This is a genomic window from Rhizobium sp. RHZ01, assembly GCF_014851595.1.
Classification (GTDB): Bacteria; Pseudomonadota; Alphaproteobacteria; order Rhizobiales; family Rhizobiaceae; genus Rhizobium; species Rhizobium altiplani.
In genome coordinates, this window is the sequence record NZ_JACUZZ010000005.1 from 169,939 (window position 1) to 185,566 (window position 15,628).

A 15,628-nucleotide genomic window follows, 5' to 3' on the forward strand; every position below is an offset into this window, starting at 1 on the left:
TATGTCGATCAATGATCTGGGGACCGGACAAGTCCGGTGACCGCATCATTGTTTTTGCCGGCCAGCGCCGCCCGCTGCCCGGGACTGACCGCCATTGCGGTACTGTTCGAGCATCTTTGCGCGCTTCACTACACCCTCACCCGCCTGCCCTGCAAGCACTGCAGCATGGATAAAAGCGTTCTGGCCCATCAGGCCTTCCATTTCGCTCTCCGAGAAGAGACGGTAGGAAGGTACTTCCTCCTCGGTCTCCATTCCGAGGTGCCAGGCCTTGCGGGCCTGGTCGATTTTTCTCACGCCATCTTCGGCGGCATTCGTTGCGTGGAACACGGCGATCGCGGCTCCACTCCTGACTGCGGCATCCACTTTCGCGGAGCCGGTAACGAACTGCCCCGCCTTGCGAGCCATGTTCATCATCTGCATCAGCTGCTGTACGAGCAGCGTATCGACGGTTTCGCCGAGCTCGGCTGCCGCCTTCACATCCGCTTTCAAGGCACGCGCAAAGAGCTTCTTCGCCACGGCCTTGTCGACCAGCGAGCGATCGATCTTGACCCAACATCCGCGTCCCGGAAGCTGGCGCTTCAGGTCGGCGACCACAGTCCCATCAGGAGCAGCAACGAAGCGGATCAGCTCATCCTGCGATCCGCTTTCGCGTGTCACGATGCACATGCGACCATTCACGTCATATCCTGCAAGATCGTCGTCCTCAGGAGAGACGCTCGGCTCACGCGCGGACATTATACTTCCTGCTCGGCCTCGGGAGCTTCTTCAGCTTCCGCGTCCTTTGCGAGGTCTTCCTCGGTGATCCAACCAGCCGCGAGGCGGGCCTGGACAACCATCTGCTCGGCCTCGACGCGCGAAACGTCGAACTTGGAGAACAGGCCTTCGAACTTCTTGGTCTCGCCGTTCTTGCGCTCGCTCCAGCCGACGAGATCGTCAGCGGCGCAGCCGGCGAAGTCCTCGATCGTCTTGATGCCGTCTTCGCCGAGCGCGACCATCATCTGAGCGGTCATGCCGTCGATTTGACGCAGTTCGTCGGAAACACCGAGCGCCTTGCGCTTCTCGTCCATTTCGGCTTCCAGGCGCTCCAGATATTCGCGGGCGCGCGTCTGGATTTCCTGTGCGGTGTCTTCGTCAAAACCGTCGATCGAGGCAATTTCGTCGAGATCGACGTAAGCCAGTTCTTCAACTGCCGCAAAGCCTTCCGACGCCAGAACCTGGCCGACCATTTCGTCAACGTCGAGCGAATCCATGAACAAGTTGGTGCGCTCGTTGAATTCCTTCTGACGGCGCTCGGATTCCTCGGCTTCCGTCATGATATCGATGTCCCAGCCAGTCAGCTGCGATGCCAGGCGGACGTTCTGGCCGCGGCGGCCGATAGCCAGCGACAGCTGCTCGTCCGGAACCACGACTTCAATGCGCTCTGCATCTTCGTCGAGAACGACCTTGGCGACTTCAGCCGGCTGCAGGGCGTTGACGACAAAGGTCGCCGGGTCCTGCGACCACGGAATGATGTCGATCTTTTCGCCTTGGAGTTCGCCGACGACGGCCTGAACACGCGAACCGCGCATACCGACGCAGGCGCCGACCGGATCGATCGAGCTGTCGTTCGAGATCACGGCGATCTTGGCGCGCGAACCCGGATCGCGGGCAACCGACTTCACCTGGATGATGCCGTCGTAGATTTCAGGCACTTCCATCGTGAAGAGCTTGACCATGAACTGCGGATGCGTGCGCGACAGGAAGATCTGCGGGCCGCGCTGTTCACGACGAACATCATATACGTATGCGCGGACGCGATCGCCATAGCGGACGTTCTCGCGCGGGATCATTTCGTCGCGGCGGATGATGCCTTCGCCGCGGCCGAGGTCGACGATGACGTTGCCATATTCGACGCGCTTGACGGTGCCGTTGACGATTTCGCCGACGCGATCCTTGAACTCGTCGAACTGGCGGTCGCGCTCGGCTTCACGAACCTTCTGAACGATAACCTGCTTGGCGGACTGAGCAGCGATACGGCCGAAATCCATCGGCGGCAGCGGATCGGCAATGAAATCGCCAAGGGCTGCATCCGGGTTGCGGTCGCGGGCCAGCTCAAGTGGAATCTGGGTCGAATAGTCTTCGGCCTTGTCGACAACTTCGAGCAGACGCTGAAGACGGATTTCGCCGGTCTTCGGGTTGATGTCGGCGCGGATGTTGGACTCGGTGCCGTAGCGGGAGCGCGCTGCCTTCTGGATCGCGTCTGCCATTGCGGCAAGTACGATCTCGCGGTCGATGACCTTTTCGCGCGCCACTGCATCTGCGATCTGCAGAAGTTCGAGCCGGTTCGCACTGACTGCCATTGTCTTATCTCTCCGTCTTGGCGTCCCGGGTTCCCGTCCCTCGAGCCACAAGTTGATCGGTTATTCTTCGTCTTCCGCTTCGTTCTGGTTCGCGGCCTCTGCCTTCGCCAGCTTGTCGGCGCGCAGGGCATCACGGATCAGATCGTCGGTCAGAATGAGCTTTGCATCGGCGAGAGCCGTGAACGGAATAACGATATTCTGCTCTTCACCCTCGGAAACCTGGTCACGCTCGAGCGTGAAACCGTCTGCGTCGGTCGCAACGATCTTGCCACGGAAGCGCTTGCGGTTGCCGACCATGATCGACGTTTCGCACTTCAGAAGGTGTCCCTGCCAGCGCACGAAATCGGATTTCCGCACCATCGGGCGGTCGATACCCGGCGAAGACACTTCGAGATGATACTCTCTATCGATCGGATCTTCCACATCGAGAACCGGAGAAACGGCCATCGAGACCTCTTCGCAGCCTTCGACATCCATCGTTCCATCATTGCGTTCGGCCATGATCTGCATGGTGGCGCCGTTCTGGTTGAGCATGCGTACACGGACCAGGCGATAACCCAGGTCGATGAGCACAGGCTCGACGATGTCGGCAAGGCGCTGGTCGAGACCGGTCTCGGTGATCAGCCGCGGCTCAAGTTCATTGTCTGCTTTCGTCGGATCCGACAAGCGATACGCTCCTCGCAATTTCATGCTTTTTGGATGATCGCGGTAATAAAAAAGAGCGGGTCCTTGCGGCCCACTCTTCATCAAAACGATCAAGATTTGAGAGCCATATAGGCCCGTTTTCAAAAAATTGCAAGGTCCGTCGCCAACCTTCGGCCCAATGGGCGCCCGAGGTAGCCAGCGGCGTCATTCAGCATATATTGGCTCCGAGGACCGTCATCGGGAGGGATCGTGCCTTACACTTCGTCGACACTGGCGCCGCTACGGCACGAAACCTACCGGAGGATCTGGTTTGCAAGCCTCGCTTCGAACTTCGGGGGACTGATCCAGGCGGTCGGCGCCGCCTGGATGATGACGACCATCACGGCATCGGACAATATGGTTGCGCTCGTGCAGACATCGACGGCACTGCCAATCATGCTCTTTTCGCTTGCATCGGGCGCCCTTGCAGACAGCTTTGATCGCCGCCGGGTGATGCTGATTGCGCAATATTTCATGTTTGCGGTTTCGGCCGTGCTCAGCATCTCCGCCTACTTCGGCTGGCTTTCGCCCTGGCTGCTCCTCTTTTTCACCTTCCTCATCGGCTGCGGCACGGCGTTGAACAACCCGTCCTGGCAAGCCTCGGTCGGCGACATGGTGCCGCGCGTGGATCTGCCGGGTGCGGTGACCTTGAACAGCGTCGGCTTCAATATCACCCGCAGTGTCGGACCCGCGATCGGCGGCGCCATCGTCGCCGCTGCCGGCGCGGCTGCAGCCTTTGCCGTCAATACAGTGAGCTACTTCGCGCTGATCTATGCGCTGCGGCGCTGGAAGCCGACCCCGCCGGCCTCGACCCTCCCGAGGGAGACGCTCGGCAGCGCCGTCTTTGCCGGCCTTCGTTACGTGTCGATGTCGCCCAACCTGCAAAAGGTGCTGCTGCGCGGGCTCGTCTTCGGGATCAGCGCCAGCTCGATCCTTGCACTGCTGCCGATCGTGGCGATCAACCTTGTTGTCGGCGGTCCGCTGACCTACGGCCTCATGCTCGGCTCTTTCGGCATCGGCGCCATCGGCGGGGCTATCCTGAACGACCGGCTGCGCGAACGCTTTTCGAGCGAGGCGATCGTGCGGATTTCCTTTACCGGCTTTGCGCTGAGCGCAGTGATCGCCGCTTCCAGTCCGATTGCCGCGCTGACCTGTGCCGGGCTGGTGATCGCAGGCGCATGTTGGGTGCTGGCGCTCTCGCTGTTCAATACGATCGTGCAGCTGTCGACGCCGCGTTGGGTCGTCGGCCGCGCCCTGTCGCTCTATCAGACGGTGACCTTCGGCGGCATTGCCGGCGGCAGCTGGCTCTGGGGCGCGGCAGCCGACCGCTATGGCGTTGCCAATGCCCTGCTCATCTCGGCCTTCGTCATGCTCTTCGGCATCGTCATCGGCCTGCGCTTTGCCATGCCGGCCTTTGCCTCGCTCAACCTGGACCCGCTGAACCGCTTCATCGAACCGGCGCTCGGCCTCGATATCACGCCGCGCAGCGGTCCAATCGTCGTCCAGATCGATTACGAAATCGCAGACGCGGACATTGCCGACTTTCTGGCCCTGATGGGCGAGCGGCGACGCATCCGCATTCGCGACGGCGCGCGCAATTGGGCGCTGATGCGCGATCTCGAAAAACCGGGCCGGTGGACGGAGACCTACCACGCGCCGACCTGGGTCGAATACATCAGGCACAATCAGCGCCGCACGCAGGCCGATGCGGAAAATATCGAACAGTTGCGGGCGCTCCACCGAGGCGAAGAACTGCCGCAGGTGCATCGACTGATCGAGCGCCAGGCCATTCCGCCCAGCGATGACGTCTTCTACAAGGCACCGATCGACCTGCATCATTGAGGCAAGACATGCATTCCTTCCGCCCCGCGCGCCGTTCGGATCTGGCTGATATCATTGGCTTGCTCGCCGAGGACGACCTCGGCAGCGCGCGCGAAATCGTTTCGGATCCGCCGGATGCAAGATATGTCGCTGCGTTCGATGCCATCGAAGCCGACGCCAATCAGCTGCTGGCGGTCGCGGTGGATGGGCGCGATCGCGTCCTCGGCTGCTTGCAGCTGACTTTCATTCCCGGCCTGTCCCGAACAGGTGTTTGGCGTGGGCAGATCGAAAGCGTGCGCGTCGCCAAGAGCGCGCGTGGCACGGGCCTAGGCTCCGATTTCATTGAATGGGCTGTTGCACGCTGCGCCGAGCGCGGTTGCGGTTTGGTACAGCTGACCTCGGACAAATCACGGCGCGACGCCATCCGTTTCTACGAGAAACTGGGATTTGTCGCGAGCCACGAGGGGCTGAAGCGCAACCTCTAGGCTCTAGCTACTTCAACCTTCCGATCATCGATGCCTCGGGATAGCAGGTCGGCGTCAAGCCGTTTTTCTCCTGCCACTGGCCGATGGAACGGCGGGTCTTGTAACCGGGGAGACCATCGGAGCCGCCGACGTCGTATCCCTTTTTCTCCAGCGCCTTCTGCATCGTCGCGACGTCGGAGCGCAGCATTTTGCCGACATCGCCCCAAGGCCCCTGGAAAGCCCCGGACCCATAGGCGATGCGATCGGCCAGGTTGCCGATAAAAAGCGCATAGAGGTCGGAGTTGTTGTATTCCTTCAGCACGTAGAAGTTCGGCGTGACGACAAACTCCGGACCGTCGCGCCCAGCAGGGACGAGCATCATGCCGGACGCCTTGCCCTCGCCGGAAGGGAAAGCCTTGCCTGATATGCGCGTGATACCGAGTGAGACCCAGTGCGACACGGGCTTGGCGAGGTCCGGCCCCTCTTGCGCGCAGGATACACCATCGGGGATGCTCACTTCGTATCCCCAGCCACGACCGCGCTGCCAGCTCTTCTGGGCAAGGAAGTTCGCAATAGAGGCAAGCGTATCGGGAACCGATGTCCAGATGTTGGGGTGGCCGTCGCCATCGAAATCGACCGCATATTTCAGATAGCTGGTCGGCATGAACTGCGGCTGGCCGAGCGCGCCGGCAGATGACCCCTTGAATTCGGCCGGCGTCGCGTCACCGCGATCGATGATATGCAGAGCGGCGAGCAATTCGGTGCGGAACATGTCCTTGCGCGTCGACATAAAGGCCTTGGTCGCCAGCACCTCGATGGCGGAATTCGGGATCTTGGCAGCCCCGAAGCCGGTTTCGCGCCCCCAGACGGCAAGGACGATCGAGCCGGGAACCCCGTAGGCTTTTTCAATCTTCTTCAGCGTCGAGGCATATTGCGCGGCAAAGCCGCGGCCGGTGCTCTCCAGCCGCTTCAGCCGATCCTCGTTGAAGTACGGCGCGGGCGAGGAGAATTCGGCCTGCGTCTGCTTCTGCTCCTTGGCAGGTGGGAAGCCGGGAGGGGCGAGATCGGTCAAGGTCCAGTTCAGCTCGACGCCCGCAAAGGCTGCTTGAAACGCCTTCTCGGAAATGCCATTGCGCTGCGCCTCCGGCCAGAGATCGGCCCTGACCCACTTTTCGAACTGCGCTTCAACATCGGCCTTGGAAGCGGAAAAAGCTGGCGGGCCTGACAGTGCCAGCAGCGCCGCCGTCGCGATCAAGAGGCGCCCGAAAATGCGCTTGCTCATGCTTCCCCCTAGATTGCCGTGCGGGCTCTGAGCGCCGCCTGCAGCGTTCCTTCATCGAGATAGTCGAGTTCGCCACCGACCGGGACGCCATGGGCAAGGCGCGTGATCTTGACGTTCAGTCCGGTCAGCTGGTCGGTTATATAGTGTGCTGTTGTCTGCCCCTCGACGGTGGCGTTGACCGCGATGATCAGTTCGCGGATGCCGCCGGCCGTGACGCGCTCGATCAGGCCGCGAATGTTGAGATCATCCGGGCCGACGCCATCCAAGGGAGACAAGGTGCCACCGAGGACATGATAGGCGGCGTTCAGCGCGCCGGCGCGCTCCAACGCCCATAGGTCGGAGACATCTTCGACGACGATGATGACGGACTGGTCGCGCCGGTCGTCCGTGCAGACCGTGCAGGGATCTACCGTATCGACATTGCCGCAGAGAGAGCAGATCTTGACCTTGTCGTAGGCCTCGCCCATCGCGTTCGACAGCGGGCCGAGCAGTTGGTCTTTCTTCTTGATGAGATGCAAGGCAGCGCGGCGCGCGGACCGCGGACCGAGGCCGGGGACCTTTGCCAGAAGCTGGATCAGTTTTTCGATTTCGGGGCCGGTGACTCGCTTTGCCATGAGCGGTTATTAGCCCATATGCTGCAAAAACGGAAACATGTTGGGAGCGCCGCTTGATGAAAATCCTCGCCGTCTGCATCGGCAGTGCCGAGCGGCTGCCCGGCAAGAGCTACAAGACGGGCATCTACAAGCATCCCATCACCGGCAGCGTGCTCGTCGATGCGGAGGGCGTGGTCGGTGATGCGATCTGCAACCGGAAGCATCATGGCGGCGTCGACCAGGCCGTCTATCTCGAGGGGTCGCTGACGCTCGACTGGTGGTCGAAAGAGCTTGTGCGGCCGACCGTGCCAGGCACATTCGGAGAAAACCTGGTGATCGACGGTCTCGACAACCGCACCGTTTCGGTCGGCGATCGATTCATAGCCGGCGATCTTGTTCTGGAGGTTACCAGTGCGCGCATTCCCTGTGCTACCTTTGCCGCCCGGATGGGTGACCCGCGGTTCGCCAAGCGCTACGCGCGAGCTGCCCGGCCGGGCATCTATTGCCGGGTGCTTCACGGTGGAGCAATCACCGCCAGATCAACGGTCGACTATCAGCCTTATGACGGCGAAAAGGTTACGATGCCGGAGATGATCGCCACCTTTGGCAAGACCCTCGCCGCCCAAGATCGCAACCGCTATCTGGCGGCTCCGATCCACTACAAACTTCGGAATATTCTGGAAGTGCAGGCCGGCGCCTAGCGCAAGCGCACCTCAAGGGCCGCCAAAGCCGCCCGTCCCTCCGGCCAATCGCCAAGCCCACTGGCTCCGTTGATGTGACCGCGGGCACCAATATTTGTGAATTGGCTACCCCACTCATCAGCCCTGGCACGTGCGTAGTCGAGCGAACCGTACGGGTCGTCGCTGCTTGCTACGACAAGCGAGGGGAACGGAAGCGCCCCGAGAGGTGTTTCGGCAAAGCCGGCTGCTTCCGGCGGGTAGGCTGCGGCGCGCGGGTCCGGCGGCGCGACGAGCAAGGCGCCGCTGGCGCGATGCCTGGCCCGCCGTGCCCAATGCGCCACCAGCAGGCAGGAGAGACTATGGGCAACGAGAAGCGGTTCGGCCTCCGCCTGCCCGACTGCCCTGTCCAGCGCCTCAATCCAGTCCTCAATGTCCGGCTGATCCCAACTCGAGGGTGAAAAGCGCCGAATGCGACGGTCGGCCGTCTCCCATCGGGACTGCCAGTGGGTTTCGCCAGACCCGCCAATGCCGGGCACCGTGATGATTTCTCTCATCGCTTCCTTCCTGTTGCTCGACGGACAAGTTGCGCGAGAGGGTGCGCAAATGACATAAGAAATCATCGGCAAAGTCATCGCTCAGCCGATAGATTAAAGGCGGACATTCATGGCCGATTTCATGAGCCGACAACTCGACCCAACTGACATGATGATTATCGAGATCATGCAGGCTGATGGGCGCATTTCCGTTTCCGAGCTGGGGCGCAAGGTCGGCCTGTCGCAGCCGGCAGCCTCCGAGCGGCTGAAACGCCTGGAGGAACGGGGGATCATCAAAGGCTACGGCGCCCGTATCAATACCGCGGCGCTCGGGCTGGGCATGATGGCCGTGATCCGGCTACGCACGACCCACGAACATATCCGCACCTGCCTCAAGCAATTTGCCGACATGCCGCAGATCATCGAAGTTCTCAGGCTGACAGGAGAGGATTGCTTCGTCTTGAAAGTCCTCGTCCCCTCGCCCTCCGAGCTTGAAGTCATCGTCGATAGCATCGCGCGCTATGGTGCGGTCACCACCTCGCTCGTCTTGCGTGGGGAGCCGACCAAACCCGTCGGTCGCGAACTGATGAAATTGGCGCGAAACCACGTCTGAGGTGATTTCAACGGCTGCCACTTGCTGACGAGAAGGAGCCTCCTAGTTTTTCATCCACGGGGTGCAAATCGAAGGAGGCTCGCATGTCCATCGCAAGACTTATCGCGGCGGCAGTCATCGCCGCAACGGCCACTACCTTCCTATCAGCAACGCCGGCTGCAGCCCGCGTCAAGGTCGGCTCGTTGGGCTGTGATATTTCTCCCGGATTCGGCGTCATCATCGGCTCGAAACGGACGCTAAACTGCATATTCACGCCGTCCTCGCCCGATCGACCAAGCGAACGCTACACCGGCACGATCACCAAGTTTGGTGTCGATATCGGCGCTCTCGCTGGCGGCGGATTGATCTGGCTCGTCTACGCGCCGACAAACCGGCTCGACGGCGCCCTGCAGGGCAGCTACTCCGGCGTCGCAGCCAATGCGACGGTCGGCCTCGGCGTCGGGGCGAATGTCCTGATCGGCGGTTTCGAGGGCTCGATTGCTCTGCAACCTGTCTCGGCTGAGGGCACGTCCGGTCTCAACATCGCGGCAGGCGTTGCCAATATGATCCTGACCTGGGTGCCGCCGGCACCACCGCCACCAGCTCCCAGGCGGCATGTGTCACAGCGATAGCCTAGCGCATCGCGATCGCCAAAGCGGCGCCGGCCATCGTTCCGGCGCTGGCGCGGTTGGCCGCGCGAATAGCACGACGGCTCCTCAGGAAGCGCCGGGCTTTGGCAGCAAGCAGCGTCCAACTGAAGTCGATGAAGATCAGCACGAAGAGCATGGTGGCCACGAGTTCTGCCCAACCGACGATCGTTACCCCGCGAACGTCGATGATCGAGGGCAGCAGCGCCATGTAGAACATCATGATCTTCGGGTTGCCGAGCGTCACCGTCATGCCGGCGAGGAAAAGCCTTGTGGGTGATTGCGCCTCGGGCAACGCTTCGCCATCACTATCGGGCGACGCGAACCACATTTTCCAGGCAAGATAGAGCAGGTAGCAGACGCCGAGCCACTTGATGGCAACGAAGGCATAGTGGAAGGTTTCGGCGATCGCCGCCAAGCCGGCGACGGCGCAGGTCAGCCAAATTGCTTCGCCGAGCCACATAGCTGACAGGAAAGGCAGAACGTCACGGGCGCCCTTGGAAATCACCCGGGCGACGAGTGCGGCAACGCTCGGACCAGGAGAGCCGGCGGCCACGAACAATGCGCAGGCAAAGACAAACAGACTGGTCAACGTCATCGGCAATCCTCCTGTTGCGTGACGGAAGCGATGCCAGCGCAGCTGACACCGCTCTCTTGGTCTACCGGCTGGTCAGAACGGCATCTTGAAGCCAGGAGGAATCGGCAGGCCGGCGGTCAGCGCCTTGGTCTTTTCGGCAGCGGCGGCTTCCGCCTTGTCCTTGGCATCCTTATGCGCGGCAACGATCAGGTCTTCGAGGATTTCGACATCGTCTTCCTTGAAGAGGGACGGGTCGATCTTCAGGCTCTGCATCTCGCCCTTGCCATTGAGGATCACGGTGACGAGACCGCCACCCGACTTGCCTTCCGCCTGGAGTTCGGCGATCTCCGCCTGCATCTTCTCCATCTTGGCCTGCATTTCCTTGACTTTGCCCATCATGCCCATGATGTCGCGCATCGTCTCGCTCCTTCTCGATACTCTAGAAAATTATGTCGTCGCCGGGCAGGATGTCGCCCTCTTCGGATTCGGCAGCGGCAGGCGCCTTGACTTCCTCTTCCTCTTCCGGCTCGGGCGCCCTTACGCGGACGTCGATGATCTTGGCGCCCGGAAACTGGGCGAGGATCGCCGCCACATCCGGATCTTGGCGCGCGTCGCTGACCTGCTGCGCCTTGGCGTTGGCTTCGGCCTCGACGATCGTCGGCTGAGCTTCCTCGCGGCTGAGGCTGACGATCCAATGGATGCCTGTCCAGTCCTTGAGCTTGACAGCCAGTTCGTTCAGCAGCGTACCGGGGGCGCCTTCGGTCAGATTGACGTCGAGGCGGCCGGGCTCGATGCGCACCGGGCGTACGAAGTTGCGCACCAGCGCCTTGACCTTCACATCGCGCTTTTCACCGGCCAGATTGGCGATATCGGTGATCGAGTTTACCGAAACCAGTGGTTTCGGCGCCTCGGCCGGCTTCGTCTCGACGCGGCCGACCGGCACGTTCTGCGGGTCGGGATTAGGGACGGCGCGCAGCATCGCGGTCGGGCCGGCGGGCTGCGGGCGCGGGATCGACTCGGTCGATGCCGCCAGATTGCCTTGATAGTTCACCGTTGCGCCGCCACCGCTGTTGCCCGATGGGACGGATGGACGGCCGCCACCGTTCGTCTCGGAAAACTCCGCGAGGCGACGGGCGGCGTCTTCCGGCGCCGGCAGATGGGCGGCATGTGTCAGTCGGATCAGCACCATCTCAGCGGCGCCGGCCGGGCGCGAGGAGCCTTCGGCTTCCGGAATGCCCTTTAGTAACATCTGCCAGATGCGCGACAGCGTCGTTACCGCCACGCTCTGCGCGAATTCGGCGGCCTTGGTACGTTCGATTTCGCTGAGCGAAGGATCGTTAGCGGCATCCGGCACGTATTTCAACCGCGTGACCAGATGCGTGAAATCAGCGAGATCGGTCAGCACGGCAACGGGATTGGCACCGGCTTCATACTGGCTTTCGAATTCGCCGAGCGCTGCTGCGACATCGCCTTTTACGATATGATGAAAGAGATCGACGATGCGGGCGCGGTCGGCAAGGCCGAGCATCCCGCGCACCGTTTCCGCCAGCACCGCGCCGCCGCCATGGGCGATCGCCTGGTCGAGCAGCGAGAGACCGTCGCGCGCCGAACCTTCGGCGGCACGGGCAATCATCGCCAGCGCATCCGGCTCCGCCTCGATGCCTTCCTTCGATGCGATCGTGGTAAAGAGCCCAACGAGATCGGAGGCACTGATGCGGCGCAAGTCGAAACGCTGGCAGCGCGACAGGACGGTGATCGGGACCTTGCGGATTTCGGTGGTAGCGAAGATGAACTTCACATGCTCCGGCGGCTCTTCGAGCGTCTTCAGCAGGCCGTTGAAGGCCTGTGTCGAGAGCATGTGCACTTCGTCGATGATGTAGACCTTGTAGCGCGCCGAAACCGGGCGATAGCGCACCTGCTCGATGATCTCGCGGATATCGTCGATACCCGTGTGGGATGCAGCGTCCATCTCGATGACGTCGACATGCCGGCCTTCCATGATTGCCTGGCAATGCTCACCCGGGATCCGCAGATCGATCGTCGGCTTGTCGATGTCAGCGGTCTTGTAATTCAGCGCGCGAGCGAGGATGCGGGCGGTCGTCGTCTTGCCGACCCCGCGCACGCCGGTCAGCATGTAGGCTTGGGCAATACGGCCGGTCTCGAAGGCGTTGGTCAGGGTCTGAACCATCGGCTCCTGGCCGACCATCAGATCCGTGAAATCCTTGGGGCGGTATTTGCGTGCCAGCACCCGGTATCCGGTGCCCGTCGAGGCGGCATCTTGTGACTGTCGCTCGGTGTCGCTCATCGCCCTGCTTATCACCCGGACTGCCCGAGCAAGAATGGAGAGAAAGGTGGGAGGCTGGCACGATGACCCGTGCCGGGCTCGTTAGGGCTGCTTCCTTCCGGACCTGACCCGGTTGGCGAGTGGCTCGTCCACCACCAACCTCCCGGATGCACATATCGGCAATATCGCCATCAAAAGCAAGCCAAGCTCAAAAAAAACTGCTAGCCTCAGGAAAACATGGAGGAATGCCTGTTGGACGAATTCAAACTCGACCGTCGGCTGGAGAGCGATAGCGACCGAGTTATTCAGACCGGGCTCTGCGATCTCAGGCTGTCGAAGGACGCCCGCTGGCCGTGGCTGATTCTCGTGCCACGCAGAACGGATATCAGCGAAGTCTTCGAACTGACGCCCCTCGATCAGGTGTTGCTGACATTCGAGACGGAGATGGTCGCCTCCGCCCTGAAGAAGATCACCGGCGCCACAAAAATCAATATTGGGGCCCTTGGCAACATCGTCCGTCAGCTTCATGTTCATGTCATTGCCCGCTTCGAAGGCGATGCCAATTGGCCAAATCCCGTCTGGGGTTTTGGCAAGGCTGAACCTTACGCGGCGGATAAGAGAGATGACCTTATAGAGAAGTTGCGGGAAGCCCTTTCATCATGAGCCGTTCGCTTTTCGATTCGGATGTTCCGCATCCGGAACCCAGTAGCCTGACTGCCTTCGCAGCCAATGACCTGATCCGTGATTCCGAACATCGCGACGAGACATCCGTCGACAAGGCGCTTGCCAAGGAAGGAACGCATATCTTCGCCTTTGCCGGCGACAAGCTGGTCTTGAAGCATGACGGGCAGGTGCTTGATCCGCTGTTTGCACGCTACGAGCTGAAGGACCTGCGGCCCAACTGGGATGAGACCGTCCTGCTCGGCTATCGAAAAACCGGGGAGCCGCGCCTTGCCGTGCCGGTGGGTGTTCCGGAAGAAGAGTTGGCCAGCCATTACAAGCCTTCGGATGGCCGTTCGCTATTTCGCGAGATGCTGATCGACGAGGTTCTACTCGGGGAGTTTGCGCAGGGAGCGAGCCTCATCCGCTGGAACCGCGACAACAAGTTCTGCGGCCGCTGCGGCTCGACCATGGAGATCCATATCGGCGGCTACAAGCGCGTCTGCACAGCCTGCGGACATGAAATCTTCCCGCGCACCGACCCCGTCGTCATCATGCTCACGATCGACGAGGAGCGCGATCTCTGCCTTCTTGGCCGCAGCCCGCATTTCGCTCCGGGCATGTATTCCTGTCTTGCCGGTTTCGTAGAACCGGGTGAGACGATCGAGAACGCTGTGCGCCGTGAGACGCTGGAAGAATCCGGAATTCATACCGGACGGATCCGCTATCACGCTTCGCAACCCTGGCCGATGCCCCATACGCTGATGCTTGGCTGCTTCGCCGAAGCCAAGTCCAAGGACGTCAAGTACGATACCCAGGAGCTGGAGGACTGCCGCTGGTTCACGCGTGAAGAAACGCTTGAGATGCTTGAACGCCCCGGCGTGACCGGCAAGGCACCACCGCCCAAGGGGGCGATCGCCCATCGGCTGATGCGCGATTGGATAGAGTGGAAAAGCAATAAGGCCTGACAGAACGAGGCCCCTGACATGGCACGCTCCGAACGCCTTCTGACGTTGCTGCAAACCCTGCGGCGCTATCGCCGGCCGGTCAGCGGCGCTGTGCTTGCCACCGAAACTGGCGTCAGCATCCGCACGCTTTATCGCGATATTTCGAGCCTGCAGGCACAGGGCGCCTTGATCGAAGGAGAGCCAGGTCTCGGCTACGTGTTGAAGCCGGGTTTCATGCTGCCACCGATGATGTTTTCGCAGGACGAGATCGAGGCGCTCGTCCTCGGTTCGCGATGGGTTGCGCGTGCCGCCGATCCACGCCTTGCCGCCGCCGGCGCCGATGCCCTCGCCAAGATCGCCGACGTGCTGCCGCATGAGATGCGAGACGAGATCGAGACCTCGACGCTGCTCGTCCATCTCCGACCGCCCGTTGCCGACAAGGCTGATCTCAGTGCCATTCGCAAGGCGATTCGCGCCGAACGAATCCTCAAGTTGACCTACTCGGATGAGGGCGGAACCGTCTCCGTCCGCAATATCTGGCCTTTCGCGCTGAGCTATTTCGAGCAGGTGCGGGTTGTCGTTGCCTGGTGTGAATTGCGTCAGGATTACCGCCACTTCCGCACCGACCGGATCGTCGAAATGATCCCTCAGGACGGCCGTTATCCGCGCCGGCGCGCGGTCCTGCTCAAGGAATGGCGAGACCAGCAAGATATTGCATCCTGACCGCGACACTACTGCCATAAACTGACAGTGGTCAGCGCTATTATCGGTACCAATCCAATAGGAGGACCGATGATGATGAGCCTGAACCTGAGCCGATCTACGTGCGGCAACCATGCTGTCGACGAGACCTCTTCCGATGCAGGATATCCGCAATCCACGCTGCTGCGCATGATGCTGAACGCGTCGCGCCAGATGGCGCATCGCAGGTGTTCGCGCCTCGATCCAGACACCATGCCGGAGTGGAAGAAACGCGATCTCGGCTTCGTCGATTGGGGCAGCCCCTGCCACGAAGGCTAGCCGCACACGACACAACTCCCAAGACGCATGACCGACCGCCGCCGCTGCCAACGAGGCAGCGGCGTTTCTTCGCCTGCCACCCTGTCACAACGAGGACGACCCGATGAACAGCCCGAACCTCATCATTCTCTACGTCAAGGACCCGGCCACAAGTGCCGGTTTCTACCGGTCCTTGCTCGGCCGAGAGCCTGTCGCCGAAGCCCCGAACTTTGTCGCCTTCGCGCTTGATGGCGGCTTCACGCTCGGCCTCTGGCGGCTGAGCAAGGTTACCCCGCAGCCGTCCGCTACGGGCAGCCGCGCCGAGATCGCCTTCATGGTTCCCGGCGAGAACGGCGTGTCGACGCTTTACGAGGATTGGCGCAAGCGCCAGTTGCCGATCGCGCAGGACCTTACGGACATGGATTTCGGCCCGACCTTCGTCGTGCTCGACCCGGACGGCCATCGCCTGCGGGTGTGTGAGCCGGACAAGTAAATCACAAAGAAAAGGGCGCCCGCAGGCGCCCTT

The 15,628-nt window shown here is 61.5% G+C and carries 19 protein-coding genes and 1 other RNA gene; 10 read left to right on the forward strand and 10 right to left on the reverse strand.

What is annotated here, in order from left to right:
* Window positions 1–45 precede the first annotated feature (45 nt).
* From IB248_RS08315 to rimP, 3 genes are read right to left on the reverse strand one after another with little or no spacing between them, the layout of a single operon-like run.
* Window positions 46–735 (reverse strand): RNA-binding protein, encoded by a 690-nt coding sequence (locus IB248_RS08315; RefSeq protein WP_018855387.1) that lies wholly within the window; start codon window positions 733–735, stop codon window positions 46–48.
* Window positions 735–2,339, reverse strand: a complete 1,605-nt coding sequence (nusA, locus tag IB248_RS08320; RefSeq protein WP_007798988.1) for a transcription termination factor NusA — start codon at window positions 2,337–2,339, stop codon at window positions 735–737. Before nusA ends, IB248_RS08315 begins: the two co-directional genes overlap by 1 nt.
* A gap of 60 nt (window positions 2,340–2,399) precedes the next feature.
* A complete protein-coding gene (rimP, locus tag IB248_RS08325; RefSeq protein ID WP_018855388.1) occupies window positions 2,400–3,005 on the reverse strand; it encodes a ribosome maturation factor RimP in 606 nt (201 codons plus the stop codon).
* A gap of 228 nt (window positions 3,006–3,233) precedes the next feature.
* Between rimP and IB248_RS08330 the strand changes: the two genes are divergently transcribed.
* Window positions 3,234–4,865, forward strand: a complete 1,632-nt coding sequence (locus tag IB248_RS08330; protein WP_018855389.1) for an MFS transporter — start codon at window positions 3,234–3,236, stop codon at window positions 4,863–4,865.
* 8 nt (window positions 4,866–4,873) lie between these two features.
* Window positions 4,874–5,329: a GNAT family N-acetyltransferase gene (locus IB248_RS08335; protein WP_192240695.1), complete on the forward strand. Its 456-nt coding sequence runs from the start codon at window positions 4,874–4,876 to the stop codon at window positions 5,327–5,329.
* Window positions 5,330–5,336: 7 nt separating this feature from the next.
* On the opposite strand, the gene IB248_RS08340 is transcribed toward IB248_RS08335, so the two are convergent.
* Together IB248_RS08340 and recR are read right to left on the reverse strand one after the other, a co-directional pair.
* Window positions 5,337–6,590 (reverse strand): lytic murein transglycosylase, encoded by a 1,254-nt coding sequence (locus IB248_RS08340; protein ID WP_192240696.1) that lies wholly within the window; start codon window positions 6,588–6,590, stop codon window positions 5,337–5,339.
* Window positions 6,591–6,598: 8 nt separating this feature from the next.
* Entirely contained in the window at window positions 6,599–7,204 is a 606-nt protein-coding gene (recR, locus tag IB248_RS08345) for a recombination mediator RecR (RefSeq protein ID WP_018855392.1), read from the reverse strand.
* Between the two features lie 56 nt (window positions 7,205–7,260).
* Here recR and IB248_RS08350 point away from each other — a divergent pair, with 56 nt between their 5' ends.
* Window positions 7,261–7,884, forward strand: a complete 624-nt coding sequence (locus IB248_RS08350; protein WP_192240697.1) for an MOSC domain-containing protein — start codon at window positions 7,261–7,263, stop codon at window positions 7,882–7,884.
* Here IB248_RS08350 and IB248_RS08355 read toward each other — a convergent pair.
* Complete coding sequence (locus IB248_RS08355; protein WP_192240698.1) at window positions 7,881–8,417, reverse strand: alpha/beta hydrolase; 537 nt, start codon at window positions 8,415–8,417, stop codon at window positions 7,881–7,883. The two genes, IB248_RS08350 and IB248_RS08355, sit on opposite strands and share 4 nt — an antisense overlap.
* Window positions 8,418–8,526: 109 nt before the next feature.
* Between IB248_RS08355 and IB248_RS08360 the strand changes: the two genes are divergently transcribed.
* Both IB248_RS08360 and IB248_RS08365 read left to right on the forward strand, forming a co-directional pair.
* Window positions 8,527–9,009 (forward strand): Lrp/AsnC family transcriptional regulator, encoded by a 483-nt coding sequence (locus IB248_RS08360; protein WP_113471380.1) that lies wholly within the window; start codon window positions 8,527–8,529, stop codon window positions 9,007–9,009.
* Window positions 9,010–9,092: 83 nt separating this feature from the next.
* The gene (locus tag IB248_RS08365; protein ID WP_018855396.1) at window positions 9,093–9,620 is read left to right on the forward strand and encodes a DUF992 domain-containing protein; all 528 of its coding nucleotides are present in this window, start codon (window positions 9,093–9,095) and stop codon (window positions 9,618–9,620) included.
* A gap of 1 nt (window position 9,621) precedes the next feature.
* Here the strand turns inward: IB248_RS08365 and IB248_RS08370 are convergent, their stop codons facing one another.
* From IB248_RS08370 to ffs, 4 genes are all read right to left on the reverse strand, one after another.
* Complete coding sequence (locus IB248_RS08370; protein WP_018855397.1) at window positions 9,622–10,233, reverse strand: LysE family translocator; 612 nt, start codon at window positions 10,231–10,233, stop codon at window positions 9,622–9,624.
* Window positions 10,234–10,305: 72 nt separating this feature from the next.
* Window positions 10,306–10,629: a YbaB/EbfC family nucleoid-associated protein gene (locus IB248_RS08375; protein WP_018855398.1), complete on the reverse strand. Its 324-nt coding sequence runs from the start codon at window positions 10,627–10,629 to the stop codon at window positions 10,306–10,308.
* Between the two features lie 22 nt (window positions 10,630–10,651).
* A complete protein-coding gene (locus tag IB248_RS08380; protein WP_192240699.1) occupies window positions 10,652–12,517 on the reverse strand; it encodes a DNA polymerase III subunit gamma/tau in 1,866 nt (621 codons plus the stop codon).
* Window positions 12,518–12,563: 46 nt separating this feature from the next.
* An RNA gene (gene ffs / locus IB248_RS08385) (signal recognition particle sRNA small type) lies at window positions 12,564–12,660 on the reverse strand.
* Between the two features lie 88 nt (window positions 12,661–12,748).
* On the opposite strand from ffs, the gene IB248_RS08390 reads away from it, so the two are divergent.
* The 5 genes from IB248_RS08390 (at window position 12,749) to IB248_RS08410 (ending at window position 15,595) form a co-directional block, all read left to right on the forward strand.
* On the forward strand, window positions 12,749–13,159 hold the full coding sequence (locus IB248_RS08390; RefSeq protein ID WP_026371535.1) for an HIT family protein: 411 nt from the start codon (window positions 12,749–12,751) through the stop codon (window positions 13,157–13,159).
* The gene (nudC, locus tag IB248_RS08395; protein ID WP_018855401.1) at window positions 13,156–14,124 is read left to right on the forward strand and encodes an NAD(+) diphosphatase; all 969 of its coding nucleotides are present in this window, start codon (window positions 13,156–13,158) and stop codon (window positions 14,122–14,124) included. Before IB248_RS08390 ends, nudC begins: the two co-directional genes overlap by 4 nt.
* Window positions 14,125–14,142: 18 nt before the next feature.
* Window positions 14,143–14,826: a YafY family protein gene (locus IB248_RS08400; RefSeq protein WP_192240700.1), complete on the forward strand. Its 684-nt coding sequence runs from the start codon at window positions 14,143–14,145 to the stop codon at window positions 14,824–14,826.
* Window positions 14,827–14,895: 69 nt separating this feature from the next.
* Window positions 14,896–15,123 carry a hypothetical protein gene (locus IB248_RS08405; protein ID WP_169679552.1) on the forward strand — a complete coding sequence of 76 codons (228 nt, stop codon included), beginning with the start codon at window positions 14,896–14,898 and terminating at the stop codon, window positions 15,121–15,123.
* A 103-nt stretch (window positions 15,124–15,226) separates the two neighbouring features.
* Window positions 15,227–15,595, forward strand: a complete 369-nt coding sequence (locus IB248_RS08410; RefSeq protein ID WP_018855404.1) for a VOC family protein — start codon at window positions 15,227–15,229, stop codon at window positions 15,593–15,595.
* The last annotated feature ends 33 nt before the right edge of the window (window positions 15,596–15,628 follow it).

What these genes read in the sequence shown, in the direction of transcription:
- IB248_RS08360 (WP_113471380.1), top strand. Translation starts at nt 8,527, where the DNA reads ATGGCCGATTTCATGAGCCGACAACTCGACCCAACTGACATGATGATT.
- IB248_RS08410 (WP_018855404.1), top strand. Translation starts at nt 15,227, where the DNA reads ATGAACAGCCCGAACCTCATCATTCTCTACGTCAAGGACCCGGCCACA.
- IB248_RS08400 (WP_192240700.1), top strand. Translation starts at nt 14,143, where the DNA reads ATGGCACGCTCCGAACGCCTTCTGACGTTGCTGCAAACCCTGCGGCGC.
- nusA (WP_007798988.1), bottom strand. Translation starts at nt 2,339, where the DNA reads ATGGCAGTCAGTGCGAACCGGCTCGAACTTCTGCAGATCGCAGATGCA.
- IB248_RS08375 (WP_018855398.1), bottom strand. Translation starts at nt 10,629, where the DNA reads ATGCGCGACATCATGGGCATGATGGGCAAAGTCAAGGAAATGCAGGCC.
- nudC (WP_018855401.1), top strand. Translation starts at nt 13,156, where the DNA reads ATGAGCCGTTCGCTTTTCGATTCGGATGTTCCGCATCCGGAACCCAGT.
- recR (WP_018855392.1), bottom strand. Translation starts at nt 7,204, where the DNA reads ATGGCAAAGCGAGTCACCGGCCCCGAAATCGAAAAACTGATCCAGCTT.
- IB248_RS08365 (WP_018855396.1), top strand. Translation starts at nt 9,093, where the DNA reads ATGTCCATCGCAAGACTTATCGCGGCGGCAGTCATCGCCGCAACGGCC.
- IB248_RS08335 (WP_192240695.1), top strand. Translation starts at nt 4,874, where the DNA reads ATGCATTCCTTCCGCCCCGCGCGCCGTTCGGATCTGGCTGATATCATT.
- IB248_RS08355 (WP_192240698.1), bottom strand. Translation starts at nt 8,417, where the DNA reads ATGAGAGAAATCATCACGGTGCCCGGCATTGGCGGGTCTGGCGAAACC.
- IB248_RS08370 (WP_018855397.1), bottom strand. Translation starts at nt 10,233, where the DNA reads ATGACGTTGACCAGTCTGTTTGTCTTTGCCTGCGCATTGTTCGTGGCC.
- IB248_RS08340 (WP_192240696.1), bottom strand. Translation starts at nt 6,590, where the DNA reads ATGAGCAAGCGCATTTTCGGGCGCCTCTTGATCGCGACGGCGGCGCTG.
- IB248_RS08380 (WP_192240699.1), bottom strand. Translation starts at nt 12,517, where the DNA reads ATGAGCGACACCGAGCGACAGTCACAAGATGCCGCCTCGACGGGCACC.
- IB248_RS08350 (WP_192240697.1), top strand. Translation starts at nt 7,261, where the DNA reads ATGAAAATCCTCGCCGTCTGCATCGGCAGTGCCGAGCGGCTGCCCGGC.
- IB248_RS08315 (WP_018855387.1), bottom strand. Translation starts at nt 735, where the DNA reads ATGTCCGCGCGTGAGCCGAGCGTCTCTCCTGAGGACGACGATCTTGCA.
- IB248_RS08405 (WP_169679552.1), top strand. Translation starts at nt 14,896, where the DNA reads ATGATGATGAGCCTGAACCTGAGCCGATCTACGTGCGGCAACCATGCT.